This window comes from Pedobacter sp. AC464 (assembly GCF_979253075.1).
On sequence record NZ_CEEDBV010000002.1, the window covers coordinates 1,251,163 to 1,263,981 of the forward strand.

At 39.5% G+C, this 12,819-nt stretch carries 13 protein-coding genes; 6 read left to right on the forward strand and 7 right to left on the reverse strand.

All coding sequences use genetic code 11. The annotated features are described in order from the left end of the window. Positions 1-9 precede the first annotated feature (9 nt). From AC0IWT_RS16290 to gltX, 4 genes are all read right to left on the reverse strand, one after another. A complete protein-coding gene (locus AC0IWT_RS16290; protein WP_471797953.1) occupies positions 10-3,594 on the reverse strand; it encodes a response regulator in 3,585 nt (1,194 codons plus the stop codon). A gap of 45 nt (positions 3,595-3,639) precedes the next feature. After that, on the reverse strand, positions 3,640-4,794 hold the full coding sequence (locus AC0IWT_RS16295) for a sensor histidine kinase (protein ID WP_056869258.1): 1,155 nt from the start codon (positions 4,792-4,794) through the stop codon (positions 3,640-3,642). A gap of 110 nt (positions 4,795-4,904) precedes the next feature. Continuing rightward, entirely contained in the window at positions 4,905-5,744 is an 840-nt protein-coding gene (gene ypfJ, locus AC0IWT_RS16300; protein ID WP_471797954.1) for a KPN_02809 family neutral zinc metallopeptidase, read from the reverse strand. A gap of 158 nt (positions 5,745-5,902) precedes the next feature. Next, entirely contained in the window at positions 5,903-7,411 is a 1,509-nt protein-coding gene (gltX, locus tag AC0IWT_RS16305; RefSeq protein ID WP_471797955.1) for a glutamate--tRNA ligase, read from the reverse strand. 223 nt (positions 7,412-7,634) lie between these two features. Here gltX and AC0IWT_RS16310 point away from each other — a divergent pair, with 223 nt between their 5' ends. From AC0IWT_RS16310 to AC0IWT_RS16320, 3 genes are read left to right on the forward strand one after another with little or no spacing between them, the layout of a single operon-like run. Continuing rightward, positions 7,635-8,840 (forward strand): sensor histidine kinase, encoded by a 1,206-nt coding sequence (locus AC0IWT_RS16310; RefSeq protein ID WP_056869255.1) that lies wholly within the window; start codon positions 7,635-7,637, stop codon positions 8,838-8,840. Next, entirely contained in the window at positions 8,821-9,330 is a 510-nt protein-coding gene (locus AC0IWT_RS16315; protein ID WP_471797956.1) for a DinB family protein, read from the forward strand. The genes AC0IWT_RS16310 and AC0IWT_RS16315 overlap by 20 nt, the downstream gene beginning before the upstream one ends. Further along, a complete protein-coding gene (locus AC0IWT_RS16320; RefSeq protein ID WP_471797957.1) occupies positions 9,320-9,742 on the forward strand; it encodes a hotdog fold thioesterase in 423 nt (140 codons plus the stop codon). Before AC0IWT_RS16315 ends, AC0IWT_RS16320 begins: the two co-directional genes overlap by 11 nt. A 58-nt stretch (positions 9,743-9,800) precedes the next feature. On the opposite strand, the gene AC0IWT_RS16325 is transcribed toward AC0IWT_RS16320, so the two are convergent. After that, positions 9,801-10,154: a DUF6249 domain-containing protein gene (locus AC0IWT_RS16325; RefSeq protein WP_056869252.1), complete on the reverse strand. Its 354-nt coding sequence runs from the start codon at positions 10,152-10,154 to the stop codon at positions 9,801-9,803. A 169-nt stretch (positions 10,155-10,323) separates the two neighbouring features. Between AC0IWT_RS16325 and AC0IWT_RS16330 the strand changes: the two genes are divergently transcribed. The 3 genes from AC0IWT_RS16330 to AC0IWT_RS16340 all read left to right on the forward strand — a co-directional run bounded on the left by AC0IWT_RS16330 (position 10,324) and on the right by AC0IWT_RS16340 (position 11,959). After that, positions 10,324-10,644: a DMT family transporter gene (locus AC0IWT_RS16330; RefSeq protein WP_056869251.1), complete on the forward strand. Its 321-nt coding sequence runs from the start codon at positions 10,324-10,326 to the stop codon at positions 10,642-10,644. 224 nt (positions 10,645-10,868) lie between these two features. After that, entirely contained in the window at positions 10,869-11,450 is a 582-nt protein-coding gene (locus AC0IWT_RS16335) for an RNA polymerase sigma factor (protein WP_056869250.1), read from the forward strand. Further along, the gene (locus AC0IWT_RS16340) at positions 11,447-11,959 is read left to right on the forward strand and encodes an anti-sigma factor family protein (protein ID WP_471797958.1); all 513 of its coding nucleotides are present in this window, start codon (positions 11,447-11,449) and stop codon (positions 11,957-11,959) included. The genes AC0IWT_RS16335 and AC0IWT_RS16340 overlap by 4 nt, the downstream gene beginning before the upstream one ends. A gap of 24 nt (positions 11,960-11,983) precedes the next feature. Here the strand turns inward: AC0IWT_RS16340 and AC0IWT_RS16345 are convergent, their stop codons facing one another. Beyond that, positions 11,984-12,511 carry an RBBP9/YdeN family alpha/beta hydrolase gene (locus AC0IWT_RS16345; protein ID WP_471797959.1) on the reverse strand — a complete coding sequence of 176 codons (528 nt, stop codon included), beginning with the start codon at positions 12,509-12,511 and terminating at the stop codon, positions 11,984-11,986. A gap of 83 nt (positions 12,512-12,594) precedes the next feature. Then, positions 12,595-12,786, reverse strand: a complete 192-nt coding sequence (locus tag AC0IWT_RS16350) for a cold-shock protein (protein WP_010599196.1) — start codon at positions 12,784-12,786, stop codon at positions 12,595-12,597. Positions 12,787-12,819: the final 33 nt, after the last annotated feature.

A 12,819-nucleotide genomic window follows, 5' to 3' on the forward strand; every position in this document is an offset into this window, starting at 1 on the left:
AAAAAGGGATTAAGATTTATGGTGATTTTCGTAAAGCCAGACACGCAAAAGCGAAACCAGCTGGTCCATGTCTACAGGTTTGCTTATGTAATCTGAGGCGCCGGCGGCAATACACTTTTCCCTGTCGCCCATCATCGCCTTCGCAGTAACGGCGAGGATTGGCAAATTCCGGTATTTAAAATTCTGCCTGATGGCGGTAGTTGTTTCATAGCCATCAAGTTCCGGCATCATCATATCCATTAAAACAACGTCAACGGTAGGGTTTTCCTCTAAGAGTTTTAATGCTTCTTTACCATCTGTTGCAGCCAAAACCTTCATTTGGTGCTGCTCGAGCATTTTTGTTAGCGAAAAAATATTCCGAACATCATCATCCGCAACCAGTACAGTTTTACCTTTTAAAACATCCTGTAACTCAGAGAATTTTTTAGGCGTTTTTGCTTTACCTTTACTTTTCTCTTCTACAAGATGGAGGAATAAACCTGCCTCATCTAAAATGCGCTGGTAAGAGTGGGCCGTTTTAACAACGATAGAATCTGCATATTGTTTAATTCTGTTTTCCTCGCCTTTCGATAGGTTTTTGCCGGTAAAAATGATAATCGGCAGATTTTCCAGACCTGGTGTTTTTTTAACAACTTCCAGCGTTTCATAGGCGTGTTTATCCGGAATGCCCATGTCTAAAATAACGCAGTTAACATCTGATTTATGCAGCGCAGAAACACTATCGCCAACCTGGTTTACGATTTCGGTTTGAATATTAAAATTGCTCAAGAAATAACTTAAAGCCTTTGCATGTTGCTCGTTTTCTTCTACAATTAAAACTTTTTTAGGATGGCGGCTTAATGCATGCTCGAGCTTTTGGAAAATCTCTTGCATATGTTCGAATGCAAAAGGCTTATTGATAAAATCGACAGCTCCTTTTAATAAACTTTCTTTTTTTACCTGCAATGAGGACATAATGTGAACAGGAATAGGACGCGTTGCCGGATCAGATTTAAGTTCTTCCATAACCTGCCAGCCATCTTTTACAGGTAGTTGAATATCCAACAGGATGGCAAGCGGTTTGTAAGCCTTGGCCATCTCGATACCAACATCTCCACGAACGGCAACCAGACCTTTATAATCCCTTTTCCTCGTAAAATCCAACAATGTCTTAGCAAATGGAGTGTCGTCTTCCACAATTAATATCACTTTATCATCCGGCAGGATATTGTCTCTATCATCTTCAATATCTTGAGGAATGTTAGTAACCGTTAAGTTAGTTACTCTGCTAGTCGGAGTTTCGATTGCAGCAGCAGGCTTTTCAGTTGTTTCTTTAACATCGTGCAAACCCTTATTTTTATCTAAAGGAAGCGTTAAAGTGAATACACTGCCTTCATCCTCTTTGCTTTCCAAATTGATGTATCCACCCAGAAGTTTAGCCAGTTCTCTGCTAATCGAAAGCCCCAAACCTGTGCCGCCAAACTTGCGCCTGGTTGAACCATCAGCTTGCTGAAACGCTTCAAATACCAGCGCTTGTTTCTCCTCTGCTATGCCTATACCCGTATCCGTAACACTGAAAACAAGTGCGTTTAACGCTTCGTCTTTTTTAACATCAAGCGTAACAGCGCCTTCAGTTGTAAATTTAATCGCATTTGAAAGAAGGTTTTTAAGAATCTGCTCTAAGCGCATTTTATCTGTGTGCAAAAACTCGGGCACGTCATCAAATTTGTTAATGGCAAACTTTAGCGTTTTTTCATTGGCCAAAGGGTTAAACAGCGACCTCATATTGTTTACCACATCATCTACTCTGATATTCGCCCTGTCGAGTTCCATTTTACCGGCCTCGATTTTCGATAAATCAAGAATTTCATCGATAAGGCTTAGCAGGCCTTGTCCAGAGCTTTGAATTACCTCCGCATATTCCTGATGTTCGCGGTCCATATCTTCATTTTCGGCCATTAAACGCGATAGCAACAAAATTGAATTTAATGGTGTACGCAACTCGTGCGACATGTTTGCAAGGAATTCAGACTTGTATCTTGTACTAAGTTCTAAAGCCTCTGCTTTTTGCTGAATTTCTGCATTCCGTTCTTCAATAAGCTCGTTTTTTTCTTCCAGCAAACTGCTCCGCTCCTCAAGTTCCTGATTACTTTGAAGTAGTTCTTCCTGCTGAACACGAAGTTCTTCTTCTGATGCCTGCAGTTTTTGTGCCTGAGCTTCCAATTCCGCATTCATGCCTTCAAGCTCGTTATGCTGAACCTGCAATTCTTCAGATTGTGCCTGCGTTTCTTCCAGCAGAAGTTGTAATTTCTGCCTGTTTTGTGCACCTAACAATGCGGTGCCAACATCCGAGAGCACAAGGCTTAAAAAGTGCAGTTGCAAATCACTAAAGGCGCCAATATTTCCGAGTTCTACGGCACCAATTGTAATGCTGTTTCTTATAATTGGAAGAACCAGGAGCTGCGCTGGCTTAATGTTCCCGGTGGCATAACTGATGGTTAATTCTCCCTGCGGAACATCTTCGAGTAATATGGATTTACCAGAGCGTACCGCCTGACCGATGAGACCTTCGCCAACCTCTAAAACAGGTGACAGATTTTGCCCTTTTAATGCGTACTGTCCTTTAAGGTGTAAATAACCGTCATCTTTAAATAAGTAAATGGCACCAACCTGGCTTTTTGTGTAAGCACACAAAAATTCGATGATGTCATCAGCGAGGTGAAAAACATCTTTTTCGCCAACCATTTTAACGTTTAAGTTAGCGACGCCGGTTTGCAGCCATTCGTTTTCGGCTAAGGTATCAAAAGATTTTTTTAACGATTGCGACATGGAATTTAGCGAGCCTGATAGCTCTCCAATATCATCCTGCGCTTGATTATCGAGATTTACGCCATAGTTACCCATCGAAATCTGGCGTGCAATTTCTTTGATGGCAACGATACGTTTTTCCATCTCATATTTTTTATCTTCGATTTCTTTTTGAAGCTTAACGCGTTCATCAAAATCTACTGATACTTTTCTATAAAAGAATAAAGTGATGAGTATTGCTAAAACCGCTGCAATTAAAATCAGAATTGGTGTGTACGAAGTAAGTTTATTTAACTCTACCGTTCTGGCTTCCAACAAACGTTTTTCCTCATTCACCATTCTATGAACCACTGCCCTGGCCTGATCCATATACACTTTACCCTGAAACAAAACAGTTGGATCTACTTGTCCGCCCAATGATTTTATTTCGATCGTAGATTTGATAATATCCAGCCTGCGAACCATAATGTCTTTTAGTTCGGCGATGCTTTTTTGCTGTGCAGGATTATCTTTGGTATGCTCGGCAATTTTGTTTAGTGCGGCGAGTGCTGTATCAGTTGCGCCATTATAAGGCGCTAGAAAGATTTTATTGCCAGTTAAAAGGTAGCCCCGTTGACCGGTTTCAGCGTCTTTCAAAGTCGATATTACACCTTCAACATTTAAAATTACTTCATCACTGTGTTTAACCAGCTCAGTACTTTTAATTAAATTACTTATGCTAACATAAGATGCCAGAGAGCTGATAAACAGAATAATAAGCGATAGGCCGAGACCCAATCGTAAATTATTTTTAAGCGTTGTTTCCATTAAAATATAAGGGTTGTTATTGCTGTAATAGGTTGAGGCTAACTTTTATTTTGTGCTATCAGGTATTGTTTCCTGAGATTTTGATATCGTTTCTTCATCGATTGGAATAATGAAATAAAACTCAGAACCTTCATCCGGTACGCTGTTTACACCAACTTTACCACCATGGCGGTTAATAATTTCCGAACAAATATACAAGCCGATGCCCAGGCCATTAAATCGGTTGCTGTTTTCTTCTACGCGGTAAAATTTATCAAATATTTTGTGTTGCTGCTCCTTCGGAATTCCGATGCCGAAATCCTTAACGGCCAGGTAAAGCTTGCCATCTTTAATGTTTATGGTAATGTTTACCTGATTTGTGCCCGGAGCATATTTTATAGCGTTGCTGATAAAGTTTATTACAACCTGCTCCAACCTCATCTCATCACCATAAATCATTTCTTCAGTTTTGCCAAGCTTATTTATGATAAAACCGGGGTTCGATTGTTGCATCATTTCTATGGCATTTGTTACCATATTATCTGCACAGAAATGTTTCATGTTAAATTTGAGCTTGCCACTTTCTATTTTGGAAATGTCGAGCAAATCAACAATAAGTTCATTGAGTTTTTCCAGCTGAATGCTGGCCTTATCGAGGTGACTTTGAGCAAGCGACTTATCATCTTTATTAAGACTACGTTGCAGCAGTTGCATATAACCCTTAACACTGGTTAGTGGCGTTTTTAACTCGTGGCTGGCAATGCTGATAAATTCATCCTTTTTATTTTCCGCCTGTTTGCGAAATTCAATCTCTTCTAAAAGCTTCTCCTGCATTTCGCTCAGTTTTCTGTTTTGCTCATAAATGCGATAAAAGGTTTTTATCTTAAGCAGTAAGATATTGATGTCGACTGGTTTGGTTATATAATCCAGGCCACCGCTTTCGTAGCCTTTAGTTATGAAACGAAGCTCCGTATTTACGGCAGAAAGAAAGATGATTGCAGTATCTTTTGCCTTACTAAAACCCGAAATTGCTTCAGCAACCTCAAAGCCATCCATTTCAGGCATTTGAACATCCAGTATAATCAGGACGTAATTATTTTTGAGAACTTTTTTAAGTGCTTCTTCTCCAGAAGGCGCTGTATCAACTTCAAAATTATGAGCCTGCAGTACTTTCTGTAGAGATATTAGGTTTTCAGGCCTGTCATCAACAATAAGGATCATCTTTTATAAAACATTAAGGAAGCCTGTTTAAATCTGTTTGGTTTATGGGAAAACCCCTGTAACTGTAAACAAACAGCGTTGTTTTTAAAATGTTTTAAAATTTCTATCTTTTATAACTCATTTGAGTTGAAGGTGTCGCCTTTGGTCATGTCTCCGGTTTGGAACCCTTTTTTAAACCAGTACATGCGTTGTTGAGAGCTTCCATGTGTAAAAGAATCGGGTGTAACTTCGCCTGTAGCCTGCTTTTGCAATTTATCATCGCCAATGGCATTTGCGGCAGTTAAAGCTTCCTCAATATCACCCTCATCTAATTTAAAATCTTTAAGGTTTTGCGCATTGTGCGCCCATAAACCCGCAAAAAAATCGGCTTGCAGTTCAAGTTTAACTGATAAACGATTGTATTCTTTTTCGCTAACCCGGCCACGGGCTTCCTGCAATTTATCTGAAATACCTAAGAGATTCTGCACATGATGACCAACTTCATGCGCAATAACATAAGCCTGTGCAAAATCGCCGGCAGCACCAAAACGATTTTTTAATTCATCGTAGAAAGTTAAATCAATGTATACTTTATGGTCGCCAGGGCAATAAAATGGGCCAACCGCAGCGCTCGCGCTTCCACATGCTGTTTGTACACCATCACTAAAAAGCACCATTTTTGGGTGCTCATAGCTTTTGCCCATAGCTTCGAATTCCTTATCCCAAACCTGTTCTGTTGATTCTAAAACTCCGGATACAAACTGTGCCTGAGCATCGTTTGCAGGAACCCCCTGTTTTACTTCGGTGGTGCCGCCCTGTGGCAGCTGACTAACAACGCCGGTTAAATCTTTACCGAAAATTAAACCTAAAACAACTATTATTATGCCAATGCCGCCGCCTAAGGCCGTTTTACCGCCACCGCCACCTCTGCCGTCTTCAACATTGTTACTTCCTTTACCAAACCACTGCATAGCTTATATTTTTTCTTGTTAAACCACTATTGATTGAAATTGTTATACTAAAGTATAAATTTTTTTTCTTGATTAACTGCTCAGATATTCTTTTAAAGAATAAAAAAAGCCTGAAATTTAAGGTTTTCAGGCTTTCAGCTTTATGTATTGTTTAAGTTTTAACTGTTAAATACCGCGATAGCCTTTGCAATTCTTGATTGCGTTTCTGCTGCACCAAGTAAAATCGCAATATCAAAAACACCAGGACCGAATTTACCACCAACAAGCATAATACGAAAAGGCAGCATCAGTTCTCCGGGTTTAAAACCTTTAGCTTCGGCCAGCGTTTTAAAATTCGCTTCGGCATCTATTACATTAGTTAAATTAATATTTTCGGCATATGCTTCAAAGAAAGCTGCCTTTTCATTCGTCCATTTTGGTTTTACAGACGCAGAATCGTATTCTGCAGGCGCAGCAAAAAAATAACCGCTCTGCGCAACGAAATCCGGCAAAAGCGTGCAACGGTCTTTTATCAGTTCGATTACTGTGTTAAGAAAGGTTTCATCGTTAACTTCAATTCCAGCTTTTAATAATTCGTTTTTAACAGGCTTTTGCAACGTTTCTGCGGTAGATTGTTTAATCCACTCATGGTTATACCACTTTGCCTTTTCAAAATCGAACTTTGCTCCTGCTTTACTTATGCGCTCGATGGCAAATTTAGCTTCGAGTTCGGCAAGGGTAAAAATTTCCTGCTCGCTACCATCATTCCAACCCAAAAGTGCAAGCATATTAATAAACGCTTCCGGCATAAAGCCCAGCTCCTTAAATCCTTTCGTCAAATCTCCGGTTTTAGGGTCTGTCCAGTTCATTGCATAAACCGGAAACCCTAAACGATCTCCATCCCGTTTGCTTAATTTCCCATGGCCGTCGGGTTTTAGTATTAGCGGCAAATGTGCCCATGCAGGCATATCAGCTTCCCATCCCAAATACTTCCAAAGTAAGATGTGGACAGGCGCCGAGGGCAACCACTCTTCACCACGAAAAGCATGCGAAATTTCCATCGCTTTATCATCAACCACAACAGCCAAATGATAAGTTGGCATTCCGTCTGCCTTTAATAGAACTTTATCGTCAACAATGGCTGTTTCAAAACTTACATCGCCACGAATCAAATCATTAAAATGAACTATTTCATCCTCCGGAACTTTAATTCTGATTACATGAGGCGTATTGGCTGCCAGTAATTCTTCAACTTCACTAATTGTTAATGTTAAAGAGTTTCGCATTTGCATACGGGTTGCCTGGCCGTATTGAAAGTTTGGAATCTCTTTACGTTTAGCATCTAAATCTTCTGGCGTATCGAAAGCATAATAAGCGTAACCATCGCTAATTAACTGTTCTGCAAATTTTCGGTAGCTAGGTTTACGTTCACTTTGGCGGTACGGGCCATAGTTACCAGGCTTCGCCGGACTCTCATCCGGCGTAATGCCGCACCAATCTAAGCAATTAACAATATAAGCTTCAGCACCCTCTACAAAGCGGTTTTGGTCGGTATCCTCAACACGTAAAACAAATGTGCCGTTGTGTTTTCTGGCAAATAAATAATTAAATAAGGCCGTGCGAACACCACCTAAATGCAAGCCGCCGGTTGGGCTTGGCGCAAATCTTACTCTTACTTTTTTATTCATGATTGATTTGTTGAGCGGAAAACGTTAGTTGCCAAACTGTCAAAAGCGCAGCCAATAACGCAAATCGCAAGACAAGGCAAAGATAGGTTTTTCATTCATTTATCTGGTTTTGATATCTAATGAAGCGGTTAAGATTTCAAGAATTATTGCTTTTGGCTTTTTATAAAAGCATAATGGTTTGATGTTTTTTTCGTTTTGTTATTGTAATTTGGCTACCCAAAGCATGAATCCATACGAAAAGAAACGCCGCTGGAAGTTCTTCCTTCTCATTTTTGCCATCTTAATAGGCATTGCATCAGTATTTTACACCGATTCTTTCGTTAAAAAAATGGAACGTGAGGAGGCAAACCAATTTCAGCTTTGGGTTAAGGTGCAGGAACGTTCTATGCTTTTGATGGATAATGATTTGCTGGTTGGTTTGGTTGAAACCGTACGACAGAATACTAAGATGCCCGTAATTTTAACCAATAAGGAAGGCTTAATCATTTCATCTACGGGTTTAGACAGTACCAAGACCTGGTATCCGGATAATGAAAAACTGGTGTATGACAGTTTGTATTTTGTTAACCAGCTGGCTACAATGAAAATGCAGCATAAGCCTTCCACTATGAATGTTTTTGGCGATGAATTTAAAGCGTACTATAAAGATTCATTTATACTAACCCAGCTTCGCTATTTCCCATATATTCAAATGGGGGTTATTTTTCTGTTTCTTTTAACTGCCTATGCCGCATTTAGTTCTGCCAGGCGAGATGAGCAAGACCACGTTTGGGTGGGTTTAGCTAAAGAAACTGCACATCAACTTGGCACGCCAATATCTTCGCTTATGGCCTGGGTAGAACTCATGAAATCTAAATTTGACGCCGAAGATGACCCTTTGATTGCTGAAATGGAAAACGACATCAAACGATTGGAAATTATAACAGACAGGTTCTCGAAAATTGGTTCGAAACCGATACTCGAAGACCATGTTGTTTACCTGGTGATTAATAATTTTATTGATTATTTTAAGGTACGAACATCGGATAAAGTTAAGTTTACAATCACCGGCGATGAACAGGTTCGAGCCATGTTAAATGTTCCGCTTTTTGATTGGGTTACAGAAAATTTACTTAAAAATGCTGCCAATGCAATTGAAAATGAAGGTTCTATTTCGGTAAACATTATCGAGAATTTAGCTAAAGAGCAGGTTTTTATAGACATTACAGATAGCGGAAAAGGAATTCCAAGATCGAAATTCGATGCCGTGTTTCAACCGGGATATACTACCAGAAAACGTGGTTGGGGTTTAGGCTTGTCGCTAACAAAACGTATTGTCGAAAATTACCACAGTGGTGAAATCTTCGTTAAAGATTCAGAAATTGGGAAAGGCACAACATTTAGAATAATTTTAAAAAGCAGCTTAAAATATGAACCGACCACTGCCTAACGACTATCCCGCCTGGGGCGAAACCTATATTACCAAGGTTAATGGCGATATTATCGAAATCCTCGAAGAGCAGGTTTTCAGTATTCCGGCATTGTTTGAATCTAATAAGGAGAAAGAAAACTTTGCTTATGCAGAAGGCAAATGGACGCTTAAAGAAATGCTTGGCCATATTATAGATTGCGAACGGATTTTCGTTTACCGGATGACCTGTTTCGCAAGAAACGAACCACAGCATTTGCCTGGATTTGAGGAAGATGATTATGTTGCTAATGCCCGTTTCCACGAGCGCAACTATGAAGACATGATTGAGGAATTTGCAGCTTTACGCAAAGCGAATCTTTATTTTTTCAAAAGCCTGAATGAAGAAGAGTTAAGCAGAAAGGGTGTCGCTTCCAGCCGCGAAATATCTGTAAAAGCAATTTTATTTATCGCAGCCGGCCACATCATCCATCACGCTGGTGTACTAAAAGAACGTTACGATGTGGTTTAAAAACTTTACAATTGACGATTTAAACAATCGCCCGAAGAATCACCTTGGTGGTTTACTCGATATTAAATTTACCGAAATTGGAGAAGATTTTGTAGTTGCAACCATGCCTGTTGATGAGCGAACCCACCAGCCGGCCGGGATATTACATGGAGGCGCATCTGTGGTGTTAGCCGAAACGCTGGGGAGCATTGCCTCTTATATGTGTATAGACCCGGAGAAATACGTTGCTGTTGGATTAGAAGTTAACGCCAACCACCTTCGACCTGTAAAAAGCGGCTTGGTGAAAGGCATTTGTAAGCCATTGCATGTTGGCGCAAAAACACAGGTTTGGGAAATCAAAATTTACGATGAACGCGGCAAAATGAATTGTATCAGTCGTTTAACCGTTGCCATCATAAACAAACCTCAATAAAATTTAAAACTTACTGGTTTCAAAGGCTTAGCAGCCGTTGAAACCAGTATTCAAGTACTTATTGATCGATAGCTTTCTTTTCGACCAAGAAGGAGGTAATTAGACCTAAGCCGCCGAAAATGCCAAGACAACCGAAATAAATTGCCACCGACTGGCTTTCTTCGCTCCGTGTCATATCCGGGCCGAATAAGCCTCTAACCGTAAATAAAGCAACTAACAAACCAATGCCCAAGCCAACTAATAACAAGCCAAATTTTAAACTGAGGTATGGACGTGGCGTAGATTTTCCGATACCGGGGTCGATACCTCGTTCTATCATTGCCATTTTTTCTTTATTCGATAAATAGCGTATTCCAAATACCATTGCGAATGCGCCTAAGAAAAGTGAGATTGGGACTAATATGCCTTCCATGATTGTAATTTTTTATGTGTTAAATTTTGTTTTTTTATTTTTGTTGAACCGTGTTCTGTGCTCTATGACTACATGGTTTTTAATCAGGTTACAGGCATTGACGCAAAAAATTTAATTTACCAGCCGAAGCCTGAAATTATAAGTATTTAAACATTTCTAACTTTGCAACATGAACTGGATTATATTGATTATAGCAGGCCTTTTTGAAGTTGGCTTTACAACCTGTTTAAAACTGTCGAACAATTTTAGCAATCTGAAATGGAGCATTGGTTTTTTCATCTGTATTGCTTTAAGTTTTGTTTTGTTAAATAAGGCTTCGCAAACATTACCTATGGGCACAGCCTACGCAGTTTGGACGGGTATTGGCGCCGTTGGTACCGTTATAATTGGGATTGTATATTTTAATGAGCCCGCAACTTTTTGGCGCATATTTTTTATTTGTACGCTAATTGGTTCTATTGCCGGTTTAAAATTTTTCGCTTCGCATTAGGAGCTTTCTTTGGCGGTATGCAGGCATGCAGAAACTTGTGTTAATAAACCTGATGGTAACGATAGCCCGAGCTTTTTCTGCGAGGCTAAAGTGTACAGCAGGGCTGCATTTTGCGAAGGGACGCTAACCGTTCATTTTCAAAGAAATAAAATCTTGGTGCTTTAATAAGCCAATTGCATTTGGTGTGTAACCTGTTTAACTGTTAGGTAGTCTTAGTATTAAGTATGAAGCAAGAGTTAACAGATTTACAGCTGATTCAAAACGTGTTAACCGGCGAAACCGGGCAGTACGCTTTGTTGGTGAAACGCCATCAGCGCTTTGTTTTTACACTTGCTTTAAGGTTTGCCAAAAATCGTGAGGACGCTGAAGAGATTGCGCAGGATTGTTTTGTTAAGGCCTATAAAGCGTTGGGTTCTTTTAAACAGACCGCTAAGTTTAGCACCTGGCTTTACACCATAACTTATACAACGGCGATGACTTTTTTGCGCAAAAAACGTTTAGATACATCGTCTATTAGTGATGAGGAAACGTTTTTACAACTGGAAAACCATACTTCTGCCTTTAATGCTAATGTTTATGAGCAACAAAACAGTCATGCTTTTTTAAACCAGGCCATAGGAGATTTGCTACCGGATGATGCCGCGATTATTACCATGTTTTACAAAGGTGAACAGAGCCTGGAAGAAATTGGTGAGGCTTTAAACATGGAAGCGAACACGATAAAAGTAAAGCTACATCGTGCAAGACAAAGGCTTAAAGAAAAATTACAATATTTGTTAAAAGATGAGGTAAAGGAGTTACTATGAACACAATAGAGCAACAACTTTGGGATTATATTGATGGAAATTTGAATGAAACCCAACAAAAAGCCATCGAAGGAAAAATTGAAACTGATGTTTCGGTTAGGCGACAGTATGAAGAGTTACTAAGTTTAAATGCAACCTTTTCGGCAATGGAACTTGATGAACCTTCAATGTCTTTCACAAGAAATGTGATGGAAGATGTTGCGCTTCAACCGGCACCGATTGCTTTAAAAACCAAGGTAGATAACCGGATTATTTTTACCATTGCTGCGTTTTTTGTGCTTTCTATTTTAGGCATATTAGGATACGTTTTATACAATACAACGTTTACAATGCCTGATTTGAGCAAATATTTTACGTTAAACCTGAATATTGAAAAGGTTTTAAACCCAACAGCGTTATATGTGTTTATCGGAGTTGATTTGATTTTGGGATTGGTATTTGTAGATTACCTTTTAAGGAAGAAGTTGTTTGATAAAGACCAAAGTTTTACCAAAGGTGTCAAAGATTAAGCTTTAAAAACCCTTTGCAAAATTTTACTCAAATTCTTTTAAAATAGCCAGTCCCTCTTTCCATTCACCAAAGCCGGAAGTGGCGTTAATGTGGCCGGCTTCGCCGATATTGATGAGTTGACTACCCCAACTTTCTGCAAAGAATTTTGCTCGCTCCATACTCATCCATTCATCATTAGAGCTGGCGACCAAAATGGTTTTGAAATCTATTCTTTCTAGCGGCATCTGTTTAAAACCAACAGTATCAAAAGTATATTTTGGTGCTTCGACATCGCTTGGTGCAACTAATAACGCACCTTTTATTTTCATTTTATAGGCTTTTGCCCAATTGGCAATGGCTACACAGCCCAAACTGTGACCAATCAGCACAACCGTTTCCGGTTCGAAGCCAGAAATAGCTTCACAAATATTTTTAACCCAATCTTCACATTTTGGTGTATCCCATTCTTCCTGCTCGATACGTTTAACGTTAGGTGCCGATTCTTTGAAATAGCTTTGCCAATGTCCTTCACCAGAATTTCCCAAACCGGGAACAATGAAATAGTTTGTCATAAAATCTTGATAACAACAGAATGGATTAAAACCAAAAAAGCCCCGATCTGCGACCAGGGCTTCATTGTAAATATGATAGTTAATTAAATTACTTTCACATTAACGGCATTTAAGCCTTTTTTACCGTTAGCAACTTCGTACTGAACTTTGTCGTTTTCACGGATTTCGTCGATAAGACCTGTTGAATGAACAAAAATTTCGCTATCGCCGTTTGCAGGGATGATAAAGCCAAAACCTTTAGTTACATTGAAGAATTTTACTGTGCCTTCTTGCATTGTATTAAATATTAAAATTAAGTCTGCAAGGTA

Bases quoted from the DNA above. Each gene is read 5' to 3' on its own strand.
- AC0IWT_RS16290 (WP_471797953.1), bottom strand. From the start codon at position 3,594: ATGGAAACAACGCTTAAAAATAATTTACGATTGGGTCTCGGCCTATCG.
- AC0IWT_RS16295 (WP_056869258.1), bottom strand. From the start codon at position 4,794: ATGATCCTTATTGTTGATGACAGGCCTGAAAACCTAATATCTCTACAG.
- ypfJ (WP_471797954.1), bottom strand. From the start codon at position 5,744: ATGCAGTGGTTTGGTAAAGGAAGTAACAATGTTGAAGACGGCAGAGGT.
- gltX (WP_471797955.1), bottom strand. From the start codon at position 7,411: ATGAATAAAAAAGTAAGAGTAAGATTTGCGCCAAGCCCAACCGGCGGC.
- AC0IWT_RS16310 (WP_056869255.1), top strand. From the start codon at position 7,635: ATGAATCCATACGAAAAGAAACGCCGCTGGAAGTTCTTCCTTCTCATT.
- AC0IWT_RS16315 (WP_471797956.1), top strand. From the start codon at position 8,821: ATGAACCGACCACTGCCTAACGACTATCCCGCCTGGGGCGAAACCTAT.
- AC0IWT_RS16320 (WP_471797957.1), top strand. From the start codon at position 9,320: ATGTGGTTTAAAAACTTTACAATTGACGATTTAAACAATCGCCCGAAG.
- AC0IWT_RS16325 (WP_056869252.1), bottom strand. From the start codon at position 10,154: ATGGAAGGCATATTAGTCCCAATCTCACTTTTCTTAGGCGCATTCGCA.
- AC0IWT_RS16330 (WP_056869251.1), top strand. From the start codon at position 10,324: ATGAACTGGATTATATTGATTATAGCAGGCCTTTTTGAAGTTGGCTTT.
- AC0IWT_RS16335 (WP_056869250.1), top strand. From the start codon at position 10,869: ATGAAGCAAGAGTTAACAGATTTACAGCTGATTCAAAACGTGTTAACC.
- AC0IWT_RS16340 (WP_471797958.1), top strand. From the start codon at position 11,447: ATGAACACAATAGAGCAACAACTTTGGGATTATATTGATGGAAATTTG.
- AC0IWT_RS16345 (WP_471797959.1), bottom strand. From the start codon at position 12,511: ATGACAAACTATTTCATTGTTCCCGGTTTGGGAAATTCTGGTGAAGGA.
- AC0IWT_RS16350 (WP_010599196.1), bottom strand. From the start codon at position 12,786: ATGCAAGAAGGCACAGTAAAATTCTTCAATGTAACTAAAGGTTTTGGC.